The sequence below is a fragment of the Roseomonas mucosa ATCC BAA-692 genome (assembly GCF_000622225.1).
Taxonomy (GTDB): Bacteria; Pseudomonadota; Alphaproteobacteria; order Acetobacterales; family Acetobacteraceae; genus Roseomonas; species Roseomonas mucosa.
In genome coordinates this window covers 220,032-239,290 of the sequence record NZ_JHWD01000007.1, presented here as the reverse complement: position 1 = coordinate 239,290, position 19,259 = coordinate 220,032, and the positions used below count along the sequence as shown (strand labels likewise).

General features: G+C 69.6%; 17 protein-coding genes. 10 read left to right on the top strand and 7 right to left on the bottom strand.

Features of this window, described 5'->3' with window-relative positions; translation table 11 throughout:
• Window positions 1-109: 109 nt before the first annotated feature.
• From carB to carA, 4 genes are read right to left on the bottom strand one after another with little or no spacing between them, the layout of a single operon-like run.
• Window positions 110-3,355, bottom strand: coding sequence for a carbamoyl-phosphate synthase large subunit (gene carB / locus BT98_RS0109695; protein ID WP_019459469.1), 3,246 nt, complete (start codon window positions 3,353-3,355; stop codon window positions 110-112).
• Between the two features lie 53 nt (window positions 3,356-3,408).
• Window positions 3,409-3,675 (bottom strand): hypothetical protein, encoded by a 267-nt coding sequence (locus BT98_RS0109690; RefSeq protein ID WP_019459468.1) that lies wholly within the window; start codon window positions 3,673-3,675, stop codon window positions 3,409-3,411.
• Window positions 3,676-3,699: 24 nt separating this feature from the next.
• Window positions 3,700-4,470: an SDR family NAD(P)-dependent oxidoreductase gene (locus BT98_RS0109685; RefSeq protein ID WP_019459467.1), complete on the bottom strand. Its 771-nt coding sequence runs from the start codon at window positions 4,468-4,470 to the stop codon at window positions 3,700-3,702.
• Window positions 4,467-5,882 (bottom strand): glutamine-hydrolyzing carbamoyl-phosphate synthase small subunit, encoded by a 1,416-nt coding sequence (carA, locus tag BT98_RS0109680; RefSeq protein ID WP_019459466.1) that lies wholly within the window; start codon window positions 5,880-5,882, stop codon window positions 4,467-4,469. Before carA ends, BT98_RS0109685 begins: the two co-directional genes overlap by 4 nt.
• A 178-nt stretch (window positions 5,883-6,060) precedes the next feature.
• Here carA and BT98_RS0109675 point away from each other — a divergent pair, with 178 nt between their 5' ends.
• On the top strand, window positions 6,061-6,519 hold the full coding sequence (locus BT98_RS0109675) for a GatB/YqeY domain-containing protein (protein WP_019459465.1): 459 nt from the start codon (window positions 6,061-6,063) through the stop codon (window positions 6,517-6,519).
• Window positions 6,520-6,568: 49 nt separating this feature from the next.
• Here the strand turns inward: BT98_RS0109675 and BT98_RS0109670 are convergent, their stop codons facing one another.
• Window positions 6,569-6,964, bottom strand: a complete 396-nt coding sequence (locus tag BT98_RS0109670) for a host attachment family protein (protein WP_019459464.1) — start codon at window positions 6,962-6,964, stop codon at window positions 6,569-6,571.
• A gap of 260 nt (window positions 6,965-7,224) precedes the next feature.
• On the opposite strand from BT98_RS0109670, the gene dnaG reads away from it, so the two are divergent.
• From dnaG to BT98_RS0109625, 9 genes are all read left to right on the top strand, one after another.
• Window positions 7,225-9,114 (top strand): DNA primase, encoded by a 1,890-nt coding sequence (gene dnaG, locus BT98_RS0109665; RefSeq protein ID WP_026032920.1) that lies wholly within the window; start codon window positions 7,225-7,227, stop codon window positions 9,112-9,114.
• A 132-nt stretch (window positions 9,115-9,246) separates the two neighbouring features.
• The gene (rpoD, locus tag BT98_RS0109660; RefSeq protein ID WP_019459462.1) at window positions 9,247-11,166 is read left to right on the top strand and encodes an RNA polymerase sigma factor RpoD; all 1,920 of its coding nucleotides are present in this window, start codon (window positions 9,247-9,249) and stop codon (window positions 11,164-11,166) included.
• Between the two features lie 2 nt (window positions 11,167-11,168).
• Window positions 11,169-11,753 carry a GNAT family N-acetyltransferase gene (locus BT98_RS0109655; protein ID WP_019459461.1) on the top strand — a complete coding sequence of 195 codons (585 nt, stop codon included), beginning with the start codon at window positions 11,169-11,171 and terminating at the stop codon, window positions 11,751-11,753.
• Window positions 11,754-11,912: 159 nt separating this feature from the next.
• Window positions 11,913-12,227, top strand: a complete 315-nt coding sequence (locus BT98_RS0109650) for a ribbon-helix-helix domain-containing protein (protein WP_019459460.1) — start codon at window positions 11,913-11,915, stop codon at window positions 12,225-12,227.
• A 16-nt stretch (window positions 12,228-12,243) separates the two neighbouring features.
• Window positions 12,244-12,711, top strand: a complete 468-nt coding sequence (locus BT98_RS23910) for a c-type cytochrome (RefSeq protein WP_239371230.1) — start codon at window positions 12,244-12,246, stop codon at window positions 12,709-12,711.
• A complete protein-coding gene (locus BT98_RS0109640; protein ID WP_019459458.1) occupies window positions 12,711-13,106 on the top strand; it encodes a VOC family protein in 396 nt (131 codons plus the stop codon). The genes BT98_RS23910 and BT98_RS0109640 overlap by 1 nt, the downstream gene beginning before the upstream one ends.
• 58 nt (window positions 13,107-13,164) lie before the next feature.
• Window positions 13,165-13,713 carry a hypothetical protein gene (locus BT98_RS0109635; RefSeq protein WP_019459457.1) on the top strand — a complete coding sequence of 183 codons (549 nt, stop codon included), beginning with the start codon at window positions 13,165-13,167 and terminating at the stop codon, window positions 13,711-13,713.
• 19 nt (window positions 13,714-13,732) lie between these two features.
• A complete protein-coding gene (locus BT98_RS0109630) occupies window positions 13,733-15,301 on the top strand; it encodes a GMC family oxidoreductase (protein ID WP_019459456.1) in 1,569 nt (522 codons plus the stop codon).
• Between the two features lie 387 nt (window positions 15,302-15,688).
• On the top strand, window positions 15,689-17,038 hold the full coding sequence (locus tag BT98_RS0109625) for an SLC13 family permease (protein ID WP_019459455.1): 1,350 nt from the start codon (window positions 15,689-15,691) through the stop codon (window positions 17,036-17,038).
• 219 nt (window positions 17,039-17,257) lie between these two features.
• Here the strand turns inward: BT98_RS0109625 and argC are convergent, their stop codons facing one another.
• Both argC and ppa read right to left on the bottom strand, forming a co-directional pair.
• Entirely contained in the window at window positions 17,258-18,235 is a 978-nt protein-coding gene (gene argC / locus BT98_RS0109620; protein WP_019459454.1) for an N-acetyl-gamma-glutamyl-phosphate reductase, read from the bottom strand.
• A gap of 412 nt (window positions 18,236-18,647) precedes the next feature.
• On the bottom strand, window positions 18,648-19,178 hold the full coding sequence (gene ppa / locus BT98_RS0109615) for an inorganic diphosphatase (protein ID WP_019459453.1): 531 nt from the start codon (window positions 19,176-19,178) through the stop codon (window positions 18,648-18,650).
• Window positions 19,179-19,259 lie beyond the last annotated feature (81 nt).

The following is a 19,259-nucleotide window of genomic DNA, read 5'->3' as shown; positions in this document are numbered from 1 at the left end:
CGACGCGGCCGCGCCAGTCCCCGCCAGGAAGTCGGGGGGAACCGGAGCGGCGCCGGGCTGAAACAGGCGGGGCGGGTCCTGGCCGGTAAGCCAGACCCGCCCCGATGTCTCAGAACGAAGATGCAAAATAGGACTGCAACGGAGCCACATCAAGCACTCCCGCGCGCAGTGCCGCGATGGCGTGCACGGCGGCCCGGGCGCCCGCCACGGTGGTGTAGTGGGGGATGCCGTTGGTCAGGGCGGAGCGGCGGATGTCGAAGCTGTCCGCGACCGCCTGGCCGGAGCCGGAGGTGTTGATCACCAACTGGATCTCGCCGGACTTCATGGCGTCCACGCAATTCGGACGGCCTTCCAGCACCTTCTTGACCTCGGTGACGGGCAGCCCCGCCTCGCGCAGCCGGTTGGCGGTGCCGCGGGTGGCGGCGAGGCCGAAGCCCATCTCCACCAGGCGGCGGCCCAGCGAGACCATGGCGGCCTTGTCGCCGTCGCGGACCGAGAGGAAGGCGGTGCCGCTTTCCGGCAGCTTCACCCCGGCGCCCATCTGGGACTTGAGGAAGGCGCGCTCGAAGGAATGGTCGAGGCCCATCACCTCGCCGGTGGACTTCATCTCCGGGCCCAGGATCACGTCCACGTTCGGGAAGCGGGAGAAGGGGAAGACGGCCTCCTTGACCGCGACATGGCGGGAGATGGCGTCGTCGTCCAGGCGGAACTCCGACAGCCTGGCTCCGGCCATGACGCGGGCGCCGATCTTGGCGACCGGCACGCCGGTGGCCTTGGCGACGAAGGGCACGGTGCGGGAGGCGCGCGGGTTGACCTCCAGCACGTAGATCTCGTTGCCCTTCACGGCGTACTGCACGTTCATCAGCCCGCAGACCTTGAGGGCCCGGGCCATGGCCTCGGTCTCGGCCTTGAGCTCGGTGATGATGGCGGGGGAGAGGGAGTAGGGCGGCAGCGAGCAGGCGCTGTCGCCGGAATGGATGCCCGCCTCCTCGATATGCTCCATGACGCCGGCGACATAGACGTTGCCCTCGGCGTCGGCGATGCAGTCCACATCGACCTCGATCGCGTCGGAAAGGTACTGGTCGATCAGGATCGGGTTCTCGCCCGAGACCTTCACCGCCTCCGCGCCGAAGCGCATCAGCTGGGTGCGGTCATGGGCGATCTCCATGGCGCGGCCGCCGAGCACGTAGGAGGGGCGGACCACGACGGGGTAGCCGATGCGCTCGGCCTCGGCGGCGGCTTCCTCCAGCGTGCGGGCGGTGCCGTTGGAGGGCTGCTTGAGGCCCAGGCCCTGGAGCAGGTGCTGGAAGCGCTCGCGGTCCTCGGCGATGTCGATGGCCTCGGCGGAGGTGCCGAGGATGGGGATGCCGGCCCGGCTCAGCGCCTGGGAGAGCTTGAGCGGGGTCTGGCCGCCATACTGCACGATGCAGCCCAGCACCTCGCCCTTCTCCTGCTCCTTGCGGATCAGGGAAACGACGTCCTCGGCGGTCAGCGGCTCGAAATAGAGGCGGTCGGAGGTGTCGTAGTCGGTGGAGACGGTTTCCGGGTTGCAGTTGACCATGATGGTCTCGAACCCGGCTTCCTTGAGCGCATAGGCGGCGTGGACGCAGCAGTAGTCGAACTCGATGCCCTGGCCGATGCGGTTGGGGCCGCCGCCGAGGATGACGATCTTCTGCCGGCCCGTGGGGGCCGCCTCGCAGGAGGGGATGCCGAAGCCGCCCTCGTAGGTCGAGTACATGTAGGCGGTGTTGGAGGCGAACTCCGCCGCGCAGGTGTCGATCCGCTTGAAGACCGGGGTGACGCCCAGCGCCAGGCGCTGCTGCGTCACCGCGGCCTCGGTCGAGCCGGTGAGCGCGGCGAGGCGGCGGTCGGAGAAGCCCATGGCCTTCACCCGGCGCAGCGCGCCCGCCTCCCGCGGCAGGCCCTTGGCGCGGATATCCTCCTCGGCGCGGACGATCTTCTCGATCTCGCGCAGGAACCAGGGGTCGAAGCGGCAGGCGCGCTGGATCTCCTCGACCGAGAGGCCGGCGCGGAAGGCCTGGGCCACGGTCAGCGAGCGGTCCGGCGTCGGGGTGGAGAGGGCGGCGATATAGGCCTCCACCGAGCCGTCGCCCGGGGCGGCGATCTCGTCCAGGCCGGACAGGCCGGTCTCCAGCGAGCGCAGGCCCTTCTGCAACGCCTCGCCGAAGGAACGGCCGATGGCCATGGCCTCGCCCACCGACTTCATCGAGGTGGTGAGCGTCGGCGGCGTGCCGGGGAACTTCTCGAAGGTGAAGCGCGGGATCTTCACCACCACGTAGTCGATGGTCGGCTCGAAGGCGGCCGGCGTCACCATGGTGATGTCGTTCTTGAGCTCGTCCAGCGTGTAGCCCACGGCGAGCTTGGCGGCGATCTTGGCGATCGGGAAGCCGGTGGCCTTCGACGCCAGCGCCGAGGAGCGCGAGACGCGCGGGTTCATCTCGATGACGACCATGCGCCCGTCGGCGGGGTTCACGCCGAACTGGACGTTGGAGCCGCCGGTATCGACGCCGATCTCGCGCAGGCAGGCGATGCTGGCATCGCGCATGCGCTGGTACTCCTTGTCGGTCAGCGTCAGCGCCGGGGCAACGGTCACGGAATCGCCCGTATGGACGCCCATCGGGTCCAGGTTCTCGATGGAGCAGACGATGATGCAGTTGTCCGCGGAGTCACGGACCACCTCCATCTCGTATTCCTTCCAGCCGAGCACGCTTTCCTCGATCAGCACCTCGGTGGTCATGGAGGCGGCGAGGCCGGCGGAAACGATCTGCTCGAACTCCTCCTTGTTGTAGGCGATGCCGCCGCCTGTGCCGCCGAGCGTGAAGGAGGGGCGGATGACGCAGGGCAGCTTGACCATCTCCAGCCCGGCGCGCGCCTCCTCCATCGTGTGCGCGATGTGGGAGCGCGGGCTCTCGATGCCGATCCTGGTCATGGCGTCGCGGAACTTCAGCCGGTCCTCGGCCTTGTCGATCACCTCCGCCTTGGCACCGATCAGCTCGCAGCCGTACTTCTCCAGCACCCCGGCCTCGGCCAGCTTCAGCGCCGTGTTCAGCGCGGTCTGCCCGCCCATGGTGGGCAGGATCGCGTCCGGCCGCTCCTTGGCGATGATCTTCTCCACCACCTCGGTGGTGATGGGCTCGATATAGGTGGCGTCCGCCAGCCCGGGATCGGTCATGATCGTGGCCGGGTTGGAGTTCACCAGGATCACCCGGTAGCCCTCGGCGCGCAGCGCCTTGCAGGCCTGGGCGCCGGAATAGTCGAACTCGCAGGCCTGTCCGATCACGATGGGACCGGCGCCGATGATCATGATGGAGTGGAGGTCTGTGCGCTTCGGCATGGTCGGGGGGCTTCGTCCGGGAGGTCTGGCGTTTCAGGGGGCGGGGCGCGCGGTCAGCGGCGCCAGGTCAGCAGGATGGCGGCGGGGATGTTGAGCAGGCAGGCGATATAGAGCGCCTCGGTCAGCCCGTTCACCGGCAGGTTCGGCGGCGCGCGGTCGCGGAACAGCCAGAGCAGCAGGCCGGAGACGAGCAGCGAGGCGATCAGGGCCATGGCCATCGGATGGCCGGGCCTGCCGGCGCGCAGGAAGGCCCGCCACAGGCCGTAGCTGAGGCCCATGCAGCCGAGGCAGGCCAGCAGGATGACGGCGAGCAGCACCATGGCGGTTCCGGCCTGCCCCTGGCCTCAGCCGTGCACCGACAGCCCGCCATCCACCGGGATGGCCGTGCCGGTGACGAAGGCGGCGGCGTCGCTGGCGAGGAAGACGGCGATGCCGGCGAAGTCGCCCGGCAGGCCCCAGCGCTTCTGCGGCGTGCGGGCCAGGACGCGGTCGTTCAGGTCGGGCATGTCGCGCTTGGCGCCGGCGGTCAGCTCGGTCTCGATCCAGCCGGGCAGGATGGCATTGGCGGTGATCGCGTCCGGCCCCCAGGCGACGGCGAGGGAGCGGGTGTACTGCACGATACCGCCCTTGCTGGCGCCATAGGCGGGGGAGAGGGGCAGGCCGAAGATCGACATCATCGAGCCGATCGAGATCACCCGGCCATGGCCGGAAGCCTTGAGATGCGGATAGGCGGCGCGGCTCATCCGCATGGCGCTGGTGAGGTTGGCGTCCATGACGGCGTACCAGTCCTCGTCCGAGACATCCTGCGGCAGGCGGCGGATGTTGGTGCCGGCATTGTTGACCAGGATGGCGAGGCCGCCGGCGCGGGCCACCACCTCGTCCACCACGCGGGCGGCGCTGCCGGGCTCGGCGAGGTCGGCCTGGAGGGCGAAGGCCCCTTCGCCGCCATCCGTGTTCAGGGCGGCGACGGCGGCGGCGTTCTTTTCGGCGTTGCGGCCCACCACGACGACGCGGGCGCCGCAGGCGGCCAGGCCGCGCGCCATGCCGAGGCCGATGCCGCCATTGCCGCCGGTGACGATGGCGGTGCGGCCGGCGAGGTCGAAGAACTGGCTCATGCGGCCTTCTCCTTCACGCTCTCGATCAGCGCGGTGAAGCGGTGGAAGAGGTAGTGGCTGTCCGAGGGGCCGGGCGAGGCCTCGGGGTGGTACTGCACCGAGAAGGCACGCTTGTCCTCGCAGGCGATGCCCTCGTTGGAGCCGTCGAAGAGCGAGACATGGGTGACCTTCACCCCCTCGGGCAGGCTCTTGTCGTCCACCGCGAAGCCGTGGTTCTGCGAGGTGATCTCGACCTTGCCGGTGGCGAGGTCCTTCACCGGCTGGTTGGCGCCGCGATGGCCGCGGTCCAGCTTGTAGGTGCGGGCGCCCAGCGCCAGGGCCAGGAGCTGGTGGCCGAGGCAGATGCCGAAGACGGGGACCTGCTTCTCCAGCACGCCGCGGATGGCGGGCACGGCGTATTCGCCGGTCGCCGCCGGGTCGCCGGGGCCGTTGGACAGGAAGACGCCGTCCGGCCCGTGGCGCAGGATCTCCTCCGCCGTGGCGGTGGCAGGGACGACGGTGACGTCGCAGCCGGCATCGGCGAGGCAACGCAGGATGTTCCGCTTGGCGCCGTAGTCCACGGCCACGACCTTGTGGCGCTTGGCGGGGTTGGCGTCATAGCCCTGGTTCCAGCGCCAAAGCCCTTCCTCCCAGCGGTAGGACTGCTGGCAGGAGACCTCCTTCGCGAGGTCCATGCCTTCCAGCCCCGGCCAGCCGGCGGCCTGGGCGCGTAGCGAGGCAAGGTCGAAATTCCCGTCCGGGGCGTGGCAGATCACGCCGTTGGGCGCGCCACCGTCGCGGATGCGGATGGTGAGCGCCCGCGTGTCCACCCCGGCGATGCCGGGGATGCCGAAGCTCTTCAGCCAGTCGTCCAGGTGGCGCTGGGCACGGTAGTTGGAGGGCTCGCTGACATCGGCCTTGGTGATCAGGCCGAGGGCGGCGGGGGTGACGGTCTCCACATCCTCGGCATTGGCGCCGACATTGCCGATATGCGGGAAGGTGAAGGTGATGATCTGCCCGGCATAGGAGGGATCGGTCAGGGTTTCCTGATAGCCCGTCAGCCCCGTGTTGAAGCAGATCTCGCCCACCCTGGTCGCGGCGGCGCCGAAGCCTCGGCCCCAGAAGACCGTGCCGTCCATCAAGACGATGCAGGCGGTCGCGCCGGCGGGCGGGGTGTCGGCGGCTTCGGGCATGGAGGGCTCCGCGGCGGTGGGGGAGGGGGAGGACGTGGCGGGATCGGCCGGGACCGTGACGGAGGCACCCGGCATGTCCCCGAAGGACAGGCCGGTGGCGGCGAGCAGGGCGGGCCAGTGCTTGGGCGGGATGGCGCGGGCCTGCCGCCACTTGCGGACGGCCTCGCTGCCCACGCCGCAGCGGCTTGCCACCGCCTCCGCCCCGCCGGCGAGGCGGATGATCTCTTCCACGGAACGCATGGCAGCGTTATCTGGGAAGCGGTTTCCCAAGTCAAAGAAATCCCGCGCGAGCCTGGGAAAAAACTTCCCAGATTTCCTTCCAGGCAGGGTGGGTGGGAAGTTTCCGCCTGGACCGGCTCCTTGTCGCGGGAGCCGGCCGGCGGGCATCGACGTCAGAACGAGGTAAGGAGAGGGCCAGATGGACCTTCGCAGCCGATTCACCGAGGAACTCAAGGCCTCCATGCGTGCGGGCGACGCCGCCCGTACCTCCACGCTGCGCATGATCATGGCGAAGCTGAAGGATACCGACATCGCTGCCCGTCCTTCGGGCGTGGACAAGGTGCCGGACGAGCAGGTCGTCGCCATGTTGCGCGGCATGGCCAAAAGCCGGCGCGAGAGCGTGGAGATGTACCGCCAGGGCAACCGCCCCGAACTGGCGGCGAAGGAGGAGGCCGAGATCGCGGTGATCGAGGGCTTCCTGCCGCAGCAGATGGACGAAGCCGCGACCACGGCGGCGGTGGAGGCAGCGATCGTCGAGACCGGGGCCAGCTCGATCAAGGAGATGGGCAAGGTCATGGCGGCGCTGAAGGCGAAGCACGCGGCGACGCTGGACATGGCCAGGGTCGGCCCGATCGTGAAGGCGAAGCTGGGCGGCTGACGGCGCCCCCTGTGGAAAAGGCGGCACGCGCCGCCTTTTCCCGGAGGGTTCAGCGCAGCGCCGCGGCGATGTCTTCCGGCGTGTGGTTGGTCAGGTCCTTGTCCAGCGACTTCACGACGCTCGACTCGACCGTCTTGTGCATCGCCTCGCGGAGCTGGCCCAGGGTCTGCGGGTCGGCCACCACCACCAGGGCCTCGAAGCCGTTCTGCTGCTTCATGGCCTGGAGGGTCTGGGCGATCTGCTTCACGAAGGTGGCCTCGCCGGTCTCCTTGGGCGACTGGTCCTCGGGACGGGAACCGGAGGGGCCCTGCGCAGAGAATTCGGGGGAAAGGCGGTTTTCCTCGCGCAGCGCGATCTCGCCGTTCCGGCCGGTGTTGCGGAACAGCAGGGCCTTTTTGCCATCGGCCACCAGGATCAGGGCGTTGTGGGGGATTTCCAGGGCCATGTGGCTTCTCCGTGTCTTGGCGCGCGCGACGGGGCAGGGCGCCCCGGTCGTCCGCAGACAACGCGGCAGCGGGGCGAAAGCTGGGGCCGGCCGGTGGTTTTCCGGAGCGGCGTTGCGGCCCCGGTGGGTCTGAACCCTGCGGCACCCCGTAGGTCAAAACCTACTATAAACCTACTATAGAGGTAGATCCGACCTACACGGGACAGCACGCCGCCCTGGCGGATGATGGCCCGCAACGACGACCCGCAAAGGAGGAGGCGATAGCCCTCCCGCCCGCCTTCCTGGAAGAACTCCGCGCCCGGACGCCCCTGCCCTCGCTGGTCGGGCGGCGGGTCAAGCTCACGCGCAACGGCCGCCAGTGGAAGGGCTGCTGCCCTTTCCACAACGAGAAGACGCCGTCCTTCTATGTCTATGACGACCACTACCACTGCTTCGGCTGCGGCGCGCATGGCGATGCCCTGTCCTTCCTCATGGGCACGGAGGGGGCGAGCTTCCGCGACGCGGTGGAGCGGCTGGCGGGCGAGGCCGGGCTGGAGGTGCCGAAGGAGAGCCCCCGCCAGGTGGAGCGCGAGGCCCGGGCACGCGACCTGCACGAGGTCATGGAGGCGGCCTGTGGCGTGATGCGCCGCTGGCTGCGCGAGGCCGAGGGGCGGGAGGCGCTGGACTACCTGCGGCGGCGTGGGCTGGGCGAGGACACGATCGATCGCTTCGGGCTGGGCTGGTCCGGCTCCTCGCGCGGGGCGCTGGCGGCGGCGATGAAGGAGCTGGGAGTCGAGGCGGCACGGCTGGCCGAGACCGGGCTGCTGCGGGCCAACGAACGTGACGGCGGATACAGCGGCTTCTTCTTCAACCGCGTCATGTTCCCGATCCGCGACCGGCGGGGGCGGATCGTCTCCTTCGGCGGCCGCATCCTGGGCGACGGGCAGCCGAAATACCTGAACGGGCCGGAGACCGAGCTCTTCTCGAAGCGGCGCAACCTCTATGGCTTCGATCTGGCGCGGGAGGCGGCATTCCGGGGCCGGGTGCTCGTGGCGGTGGAGGGTTACATGGATGTGATCGCCTTGCACCAGGCGGGCTTCGACGGCGCCGTGGCCCCCCTGGGAACCGCGCTGACGGAAGACCAACTGGGTGAAATGTGGAGAGCGTCCCCCGAACCGGTGCTCTGCTTCGACGGCGACGCGGCCGGGGCGCGCGCTGCGGCCCGCACGGCCGAGATCGCGCTGCCGCTGCTCTCGCCCGAACGCTCGCTGCGCTTCGCCACCCTGCCGGCGGGGGAGGACCCCGACACGCTGGTGGTGAAGCAGGGGCCGGCTGCCTTCCAGGCGGTGCTGGACAAGGCGCGGCCGCTGCATGAATCGCTCTACGACATCCTGGATGCCGGCCGTTCCTCGGGCACGCCGGAACAGCGGGCGGCGCTGCGCAACGACCTCGCGGCCGCGGCGGCGAAGATCCCGGACAAGGCCCTGGCCTCGGAGTACCGCTCGGCCCTGCTCGACCGCTTCTTCGCCACCCGCTCGCGGAACCGGCCGGGCTTCGCCCCCGGTGGGGCCCTTGGCGGCGGCGCTTCCAGGGCACGCGGCGGGGAAGGGGAATGGCGCGGCGGACGCAACGGCGCCCGCTTCGGCCGCCCGCCCCCGGTGCGGATCGAGCGGCGACCGGTGGATGCCGATGCCGCGCGGGTGGAACAGGCCCGCTGCCTGCTGGCGATCATCCTCGCCCATCCCTGGGTGCTGGACGAGGTGGAGGAGGCCTGCGCCCTGCTGGAACTGCCGCCCGGCCCCTGCCAGTCGCTGCGACAGGGGCTGCTCGGCTGGCATGGCTCCTCCCCGGGGAGCTCACGAATGCTTGACAGCGCGACTCTGCTCGCCCACCTGCACGCGGCTGAGCTGGGGGAAGCCCATGCCTGGGCGGCGCGTGCGACCGGATTGCCGGCGGCAGCGCGGCCGGAGGCCCAGCCGGCGGAGGTTTTGGCCGCGTGGTGGCACTTCTATGCCCTGCTGCGGGGAAAGGACGCCTTGATCGAGGACCGGCGCCTGGCTCTGGAGGACTGGATCGCGACCAACGATCCGGCCGCCGAGCGGCGGGCCTACCGTCTGAAGGAGGCGTTGGACGCCGTCCAGCGCGGGGAGACCGGCCTGGACGGGCTGTGAGAGTTGAGTGGTCCTGCCCCCCTGTGCGCCGCCTGCGGCGGCCGGGGAGCGGGCGGACCATATAGGGTAGAGGCAATTCGCGTGGGGTTCCGGCGGTCAGGCGTCGGGCCCCGCGCCTTTCGGAGGCTCGGAATGGCAACGAAGACCGCGAACGGGACGGAAACGACCGAGAACCGCGACGAGCAGGTCGAGGGCGTGCTCCTCGATGCCGTGACCTCGATGGTGAAGAAGCTGATCGCCCGGGGCAAGGAGCGCGGCTACATCACCATCGACGACTTCAACCAGGCGCTCCCCTCCGAGCAGGTGTCCTCCGAGCTGATCGAGGACACGATGGCCATGCTGAACGAGGCGGGCATCAACGTCGTCGAGGCCGAGGACGGCGCCGAGGAGGAGGTGGCCGAGAAGAAGGCCACCGAGGAAGAGGAAGGCGCCGAGGCCGAGGACGAGGAAGCCGGCGGCAACGTCAACGAGGAGACGATGGGCCGCACCGACGATCCGGTGCGGATGTACCTGCGCGAGATGGGCAGCGTCGAGCTGCTGTCGCGCGAAGGCGAGATCGCCATCGCCAAGCGCATCGAGGCCGGGCGCGACATGATGATCGGCGGCCTCTGCGAGAGCCCGCTGACCTTCAAGGCCATCCTCGGCTGGTACGAGGACATCAAGGCCGGGCGCATGCTGCTGCGCGATGTGATCGACCTGGAGGCGACCGCGGCGGGCGACAGCGACGCCCCGCCGCCGGCCGAGGTCGAGGAGGTCGAGGAAGGCGAGGAGGGCGAGGGCATCGGCCTGTCGCTTTCCGCGCTGGAGGAGAAGCTGCGCCCCGAGGTCCTGGCCAATTTCGAGGCCATCGAGGAGACCCTGGGCAAGCTCGACAAGCTGTCGAGCAAGCGCATGGAGGCCTATACCGCCGGCGACGACCTGAACGGCCGTTCCGAGAAGACCTACGAGAAGCAGCGCGTCGAGCTGGTGGCGCTGATCGAGAAGGTGCGGCTGCACAACAACCGCATCGAGGAGCTGGTGGACCAGCTCAAGGGGCTGAACCGGCGCCTGACCACCTTCGAGGGACAGGTGATGCGCATGGCGCTGGCCTCCAAGGTCAAGCGCGAGGACTTCCTGCAGCACTGGAGCGGCAACGAGCTGGACCCGGGCTGGATGGACCGGGTGAACAGCCTGCCGGGCAAGTACTGGAAGGCCTTCGTCGCCAAGAGCCGCGACGATGTCGAGGCGGTGCGCGCCGAGATCGCCAAGACCGCCAACCAGACCGGCCTGCCGGTCGCCGAGTTCAGGCGCGTCTATGCCACGGTGAGCCGCGGCGAGCGCGACATGACCCAGGCGAAGAAGGAGATGATCGAGGCCAACCTGCGCCTCGTGATCTCCATCGCCAAGAAGTACACGAACCGCGGCCTGCAGTTCCTGGACCTGATCCAGGAGGGCAACATCGGGCTGATGAAGGCGGTGGACAAGTTCGAGTACCGCCGCGGCTACAAGTTCAGCACCTATGCCACCTGGTGGATACGGCAGGCGATCACGCGCTCCATCGCCGACCAGGCGCGGACCATCCGCATCCCCGTGCACATGATCGAGACGATCAACAAGCTGGTCCGCACCAGCCGCCAGATGCTGCACGAGATCGGGCGGGAGCCGCAGCCGGAGGAGCTGGCCGAGAAGCTCGGCATGCCGCTGGAGAAGGTCCGCAAGGTCCTGAAGATCGCCAAGGAGCCGATCTCCCTGGAGACGCCGATCGGCGACGAGGAGGACAGCCACCTCGGCGACTTCATCGAGGACAAGGCAGCCATCATCCCGCTGGATGCCGCGATCCAGACCAACCTGCGCGAGGCCACGACGCGGGTGCTGTCCAGCCTGACGCCGCGCGAGGAGCGCGTGCTGCGCATGCGCTTCGGCATCGGCATGAACACGGACCACACGCTGGAGGAGGTCGGGCAGCAGTTCAACGTGACGCGCGAGCGCATCCGGCAGATCGAGGCGAAGGCGCTGCGCAAGCTCAAGCACCCGAGCCGGAGCCGGAAGCTGCGCTCCTTCCTGGACAGCTGATCATGTCGGTCCGCGCGCTGGGGCCGCATGGCATCACGCCGGTGACGGTGGAGGTCACCTTCCTGCGCATGGACCGGCCCCCCGCCACCCCCGCGCGTTCCCTGCCCGGGGATGTGCGGATGGAGGTGGCGGAGCGCTGCACGGTGCCCTTCTATCGCTACCTCTACGACAATGTCGGCGGGGAGTACCTGTGGTGGTTCCGGCGCACCGTGCCGGACAACCACCTGCGGGAGATCCTGGCCAGCCCGGCCATCTCGATCCACGTGCTCTACCGCGACGGGGAGCCGGCCGGGTTCTACGAGCTGGAGCGGCGGGCGAACCGCAGCATCAACCTCGCCTATTTCGGGCTGATGCCGCAGGCGGTGGGGCAGGGGCTCGGCCGCGCCTTCCTGCGCCACGCGGTGGACACGGCCTGGGGCGAGGGCTGCGAGCTGCTCACCGTGAACACCTGCACCGCCGACCATCCGCGCGCCCTGCCGAACTACATCGCGGCGGGCTTCGTGCCGTTGCGCCGGGTGCGGGAGGAATGGCCCGTGCCGGATTCCGCCGGCCTCTCCGTGCCGTCCTGGCTGCGCGGGCGGGGCTGAGGCTTCCCCCGCGGCGCCGGTCCGAAGGGAAGAGTGACGAATTTCTCATCTCCCGCCCGCCCGGCCGTACCATGTCCTTTGTTGCATCCTCCGCGCGGCGCGGCAGGATGAGCGGCCAAGGGCCGGAAACGGGCCCGGGCCAGCAGGAGAGCCGCGTCCATGTGCAACCTCTACGCATCCCAGGAGCCGGATACCTATGCCTGCGAAACGCGTGCGGTCCGGCTGAGCGGGCATTGCACCAGCATCCGGCTGGAGTCCGCCTTCTGGGAGATCCTGGAAGAGATCGCGCTTTCCGAGGGCAGCACGGTGGGCCGCTTCGTTTCCAGCCTGCATGACGAGGTGATGGAACGGCGCGGAGAGGTCGGGAACTTCGCCTCGCTGCTGCGCGTGACCTGCACCCTCTGGCTGCGCCAGCGGCGGCTGGAGCGGGACGGAGCGCGGGAAAATCCCCGGCGCGACTACGCTATAGCCTGATACCACCCGTTCCCCGGTGCCGGCGCCTAGTCTCGCCGGCAAGATGGGATTCAAGGTTCTCCGGGCGCTGGGCGCCCTTTCGATTGCCGCCGCCATGGCCATCGGCCCTGGGCCCGTGCCGGGGCAGGCCCAGGCCCAGGCCCAGGCCCAGGCCCAGGCCCAGGTCCAGGTCCAGGCCCAGACGCCGCCGGACGGCGCGACGCTGTTCAAGCGGCAATGCGGCGTCTGCCACACGGCCGGGGCTGGCGAGCCGAACCGGCAGGGACCGAACCTGCATGGCGTGGTCGGCCGCACGGCCGGCAAGCTGGAGGGCTTCCGCTACTCCCCCGCCCTTGCGGCGTCGGACCTGCAATGGAACGCCGCCACGTTGGATGCCTGGCTGGTGGACAGCGCCAGGCTCGTGCCCGGCTCCGTGATGCCGTACCGGCAGGCCAACCCCGCCATCCGCGGGGCGATCATCGACTGGCTGAAAGAGGGGAACTGATGGCCAAGCCCATCCACAGCATGATCCGTGTGCGCGACGAGGCGCGCTCGCTCGACTTCTATCGCCGCGCCTTCGGGCTGGAGGTGGCGGAGCGGCTGGCCTTCGACGGCTTCACGCTGATCTACCTGAGCAACCCGGAAAGCGAGTTCGAGCTGGAGCTGACGGTCAACGACGGCCGCGCCGAGCCCTATCAGCTCGGCGACGGCTACGGCCATCTCGCCGTCTCGGTGGAGGACCTGGAGGCCGAGCATGCGCGCTTCGAGCGCGAGGGCCTTTCCCCCCTGCCGCTGAAGGAGCTGAAGCATGAGGGCAGGCCGCTGGCGCGGTTCTTCTTCGTGCAGGACCCGGACGGCTACCGGATCGAGGTGCTGCAGCGGGGAGGCCGCTTCCGCTGATGTGAGTGTTTCGAGGAGCAGGGGCGGCAACAGCCCCGATGATGGGAGGAGAACGAGAATGAGGGAAGTGGACAAGCGGCTGCGTTCGACGCGCCGGATCTTCCTGCGCGGCGCGGCCACGGCGGTTCCCGCGGCCGCCGTGGCCGCCACGCTCTTCACGGCGGAGGCGAGCTGGGCGGCGGAGGCCCGGAACCTCAGGCCGCGCACCCTGGTGGTGCTGGCGAAGCTGGCGCGCGACATCTATCCGCACGACCGCATCCCGGACCGGCTCTATGCCAGCGCCGTGCTCTCCTATGACGACAAGGCGGGCAAGGACGCGGCGCTGCGGACGCTGCTGGAGGAAGGCGTGGACCGGCTCGATGCGGATTCCAGGATCCGCTACGGCGGCAACGACTATCTGAGCCTGAACTGGGAGCGCGACCGCCTGCCGCTGCTCTACGGGATCGAGCGGACGCCCTTCTTCCAGAAGGTGCGCGCCGATCTCGTGGTCGCCTTCTACAACCAGCAGGATGTCTGGACCAAGCTCGGCTACGAGGGCTCCAGCGCGGAATACGGCGGCTACATCAACCGCGGCTTCAACGACATCGACTGGCTGCCGTCGGCCTGAGCGGCGGGGAGGATTCGAGATGGCGAATTTCGACCTGAACGACGACAGCCTCGTCGTGATCGTGGGCTCCGGCGCCGGCGGTGGCACGCTCGGCAACGAGCTGGCGCAGAAGGGCGTGAAGGTGGTGATCCTGGAGGCGGGCAGCCGCTACGAGATCCAGGACTTCGTCAACGACGAGTGGGAAAGCTTCGCCCAGCTCGCCTGGACGGACATGCGCACCACCACCGGCTCCTGGCGCGTGGCGCGGGACTTCCCGAACCTGCCAGCCTGGATCGTGAAGGCGGTGGGCGGCACCACCACGCACTGGGCGGGCGCCTCGCTGCGCTTCCAGGACTACGAGTTCAAGGCGCGCACGACCTACGGCAAGGTGGACGGTGCCAACCTGCTCGACTGGCCGATCACGCTGGCGGAGATGGCGCCCTACTACGCCCGGGCCGAGGACAAGATGGGCGTGACCGGCACCAACGGCATCCCGCGCCTGCCGGGCAACAACAACTTCAAGGTGATGGCGGCGGGCGCGAAGAAGCTCGGCTACCAGGAAGTGCACACCGGCAACATGGCGATCAACAGCCAGCCGCGCGCCGGGCGGGGGGGCTGCCAGCAGATCGGCTTCTGCTTCCAGGGCTGCAAGTCGGGCGCCAAGTGGTCCACCCTGTACACCGAGATCCCGGCGGGCGAGGCCACCGGCAACCTCGAAGTCCGACCCGACTGCATGGTGCTGACGATCGAGCACGATGCGAAGGGCAAGGCGACCGGCGTGATCTATGCCGATGCCCAGGGCAGCCACCACCGGCAGAAGGCGCGCGTGGTCTGCGTCGCGGGGAATTCGATCGAGAGCCCGCGCCTGCTGCTCAACAGCGCGTCCTCGCTGTTCCCGGACGGGATGGCCAATTCCTCGGGCCAGGTCGGGCGCAACTACATGCGGCACCTGACCGCCAGCGTCTATGGCATGTTCGAGAAGCCGGTGCACATGTACCGCGGCACCACCATGGCCGGCATCGTGCGCGACGAGGCGCACCACAAGCCGGAGCGCGGCTTCGTCGGCGGCTACGAGATGGAGACGCTCTCGCTCGGCGTGCCCTTCATGGCAGCCTTCCTGGACCCCGGCGGCTGGGGGCGGGGCTTCACCTCGGCGCTGGACGGCTATGACCGGATGGCGGGGATGTGGATCGTGGGCGAGGACATGCCGCAGGAAACCAACCGCATCACGCTGGACCCCAAGGCGAAGGACAAGCACGGGTTGCCGGTGGCGCGGGTGAACTTCGACGACCATGCCAACGACATCGCGATGCGTGAGCACGGCTACCGTCAGGGCAGCGCGATCTACGACGCGGTGGGGGCGACGCGGGTGTTCCACACCACCGCCTATCCCTCCACCCACAACATGGGCACCAACCGGATGAGCGAGAGGCCGCGCGACGGCGTGGTGGACCGCAACGGCAAGGCGCACGACCTGCCGAACCTGTATGTCTCGGATGGCAGCCAGTTCACCAGCGGCGCGGCCTGCAACCCGTCGCTGACCATCGTGGCGCTGGCGATCCGCCAGGCGGAGCATCTGACGAGCCGGATGTCGCGTGGCGAGGTGTAAGGCGAGCGCCGGGGGCCTCTCCCCGGCACCGTAGAGGGCCGGAAGGCCCGGCGGTGTGGCCCCGCGGGAGCGATCCCGCGGGGCTTTCTCGTTGCGCAAGGCTGCCGTGGTGGCTCGCGCCCGGTATGCAGTGGATGGCCTATTGAGTGGAAATTTATACGTTATGAACAGGTGAATGTAGTTTTGTATATCGAAACGGCTCAAGGACGTGATCTAGTATTCCGGATCGCCGTGGACGGGCATTCCTGAAACCACGGCAAGGATGAACGAAGGCCCCGGGCGAACCGGGCCTCGCCGGAGGAGTGTTCCATGAGCAACCGACCCGCATCCCGGGCGGGCGGCGTCATGCCGTCCGCGTACCCCGCCCCCCACGGGCGCGCCTGACCGATGGGCGCGCAGACCGCCGCCATCGCCGGGCTCGTGGTGATGTTCATCGTCGCCACCGTCCTGCCGATCAACATGGGGGCGCTGGCCTTTGCCCTGGCCTTCCTGGTTGGCACCGTCTTCATGGGCCTGCGGGCCGACCAGATCATCGCGGGCTTTCCCGGCGATCTCTTCGTGACGCTGGTCGGCATCACCTATCTCTTCGCGATCGCGCAGAAGAACGGGACCATCGACTTCCTGGTCCATTCCGCCGTGCGCATGGTGCGCGGCCGCATCGCGGCGATTCCCTGGATCATGTTCACCGTGGCGGCCTGCCTGACGGCGGTGGGGGCGGTGAGCCCGGCGGCGGTGGCGATCCTGGCGCCCGTGGCGCTGCAGTTCGCGCGGCAGTACGGGATCAACCCGCTGATGATGGGCCTGCTGGTGATCCACGGCGCCCAGGGCGGCGGCTTCTCGCCGATCAGCATCTACGGCGGCATCACCAACCAGATCGTCGCGCGCTCGGGCATTCCCGGCGACGAGATGGTGGTCTTCCTGGCCAGCCTTGTCTTCAACCTGCTGGTGGCCATCGCCGTCTTCTTCGCCTTCGGTGGGCTGAGGCTGCTGCGCCAAAAGGCCGGGGCGGGGGCCGAGCCCGGCCCCGAGCCGGCGCTGGGCCGCGACGGGCCGGCGGCGGAACTCCAGATCGAGGGCTACGGCACCAGCCCGGCTGCGCAGATCACCGCCCCCTCGCGCCTCGTGCCCGGCGGCCAACGTGTGACGACGGAGCAGATGCTGACGCTGGCGGGCCTCCTTGCCCTGGCGGTGGGGGCGCTGGCCTTCAACCTCAATGTCGGGCTGGTGGCGATCTCGGTGGCGGTGGTGCTCGCCCTGATCTCGCCCAACGAGCAGAAGAACGCCGTGGACAAGATCAGCTGGTCCGCCGTGTTGCTGGTGGGCGGGGTAATCACCTATATCGCGGTGCTGCAGCGCTCTGGCGCCATCGACTCGCTGGGCCAGGGCGTGTCCGGCATCGGCGCGCCGCTGCTGGCGGCCCTGCTGCTCTGCTATGTGGGCGGCATCGTTTCCGCCTTCGCCTCCTCGGTCGCGGTGCTGGGCGCCACCATCCCGCTGGCGGTGCCGTTCCTGCAACAGGGCGAGATCGGCCCGGTAGGCATGATCGCGGCCCTGGCGATCTCCTCCACCGTGGTGGATGTCAGCCCCTTCTCGACCAACGGCGCGCTGGTGGTGGCGAATGCCCCGCCGGAGGAGCGCGACAGCGTCTACAAGCGCTTCCTGGCCTACAGCATCCTAGTGATCATCGCCGGGCCTGCCCTGGCCTGGCTGATGCTGGTGGTGCCCGGCTGGTTCTGAGGCAACCGCCGCGCGGCGGGACCGGGCACCCTGTCACGGGGCGTCCGGCGAGTCCGGGGCGGGCGTCGAGCCCGCCATGTCCCGGGCCCTGCTGGAGCCATGTGCCCCGGCAGGGCCCGGTGGCCGGCGGAACTGTCACGTCGAGGCCGGACGGGAACGGGGCCAGATGGACCAGGGTCAGGCGAAATCAGGGCCGGACAGAATCAGGGCCGGACAGAATCAGGGCCAGACGGGCGCGCCCTCCAGCCCCGCGGTTTCCGGCAGGCCGCAGATCAGGTTCGCGTTCTGCACCGCCTGTCCGGCCGCGCCCTTGCCGAGATTGTCGACCACGCCCATCGCGATCACCAGCTCGCGCTCCGGATCGGCCGCGTAGCTGACGAAGGCGAGGTTCGAGCCGGTCGCCCACTTGGTCTGCGGCGGCCGGTCGGTCACGCGGACGAAGGCCCGTCCGGCATAGAAGCGCCGCGCCGCGTCCAGGCACCGCTCCGTGGTGACGCGGCCGCGGCAGTAGAGGGTGGCGAGCAGGCCGCGGGTCATCGGCACCAGGTGCGGCGTGAACACCAGCCCGGCCGCGCTGCCGCCGCTCAGCCGCTCGATCGTCCGCTCCATCTCGGGCATGTGGACGTGCCGAAGCAGGCCGTAGGGCACGAGATTCTCGTTGCTCTCAGCATAGCCGAACCGGCTGTCGGCGCCGCCCCGCCCCGCGCCGGAGATGCCCGTCTTGGCATCGATCACGATGCGCCCGGGCTCGACCAGCCCTTCGGCCAGAAGCGGTGCCAACGGGGTCAGCACCGCCGACGGGAAGCAGCCGGGATTGGCGACGCGGCGCTGTCCCTCGATCCGTTCCGGCCAGATATCGGCGAGGCCGTAGGCCCAGCCCTCGGCATAGCGGTGGTCGCCGCCGATATCGACGATCTTCACCTCCGGGCGGACGCGCGCCAGCGCCTCGGCCGAGCTGCCGGTGGGCAGCGAGGCGAAGAGCAGGTCCAGATCCGGCAGGGCCGCGGGGTCCCAGCGCTCGATCACCATCCCGGCGAGCTTCGCCGGCGCGCCGGGAAAGCGGTCTCCCAGCCGGCTGCCCGCGCTGCCCTCGCCCGCGGCATGGACAAGCTCGAAGGACGGGTGGCCCGCGATCAGGCGCATCGCCTCGCCGCCGCCGAAGCCGCTGATCCCGACAATACCGACGCGAATGCTCATGCTGATGTCCTGCTGCTGGAGGGAGGGCAAAGAAAAACCCCCGGAGCCGGAGGCTGCGGGGGTTCGGAGATGCGGGCGGATGCCGCCTCGGGGGGAGGACCGCTAGGGAGCGAGTTTCGCCGGGGGAGGGGCCTGTCTGCACGCAGCCACGAGAGCCGCCGCTGGAAAGCAGCGACGGCGTCGGCTCGCGGTGCGGAGACGGAACTCACCCATGGGGCCTACGGTATGGGCTCGTCCGGACACCTGTCAACGAGGGGCGGCCATGTTGCGATCCTCGGCGTGGCCGCACCGGGTCGGGCCCGTGAGAGACCCCGCCGGTCCGGGAGCGGGAGGGCGTGTCCATGCCCTCCGCCACCGTCCGGGCCATGCGTGTCCGCACGGCCCGTCCGGCAGCGTCGCGGGAAAACGGGCCTTACTTGCTCTCGCCGGCGGCGGCGATGCCGCGCTCGACCAGGGCCAGGGCCTGTTCCTTGGTGCCCCAGCCGGTGACCTTCACCCACTTGCCGGGCTCCAGGTCCTTGTAGCGGGTGAAGAAGTGCTCGATCTGCTGACGCAGCAGGACGGGCAGGTCGTCCACCGTCTGGACCTCGGTGAAGAGCGTGGTGATCTTGTCGTGCGGCACGGCGACCAGCTTCTCGTCCTGGCCGGCCTCGTCCTCCATCAGCAGCACGCCGATCGGGCGCACGCGGATGGTGGCGCCGGGCACCACCGGGGCGGGGGTCAGCACCAGCACGTCGGTCGGGTCGCCGTCATCGGCCACGGTGCCGGGGATGAAGCCATAGGCGGCCGGATAGGCCATGGGCGTGAACAGGAAGCGGTCCACCACGATGGCGCCGCTGTCCTTGTCCAGCTCGTACTTCACCTGCGAGCCCGGGGGAATCTCCACCACCACGTTGATGTCGTGCGGCGGTGCCTTGCCGGTCGGGATCTTGCTGGCGTTCATGCGGGTCCTGCCGAGGAATGGAGCCAAGAGGCGGCCGGGGCTGGTCCCGGTCCACCGTCTCCGCCCCCCTAGCAGCAATGG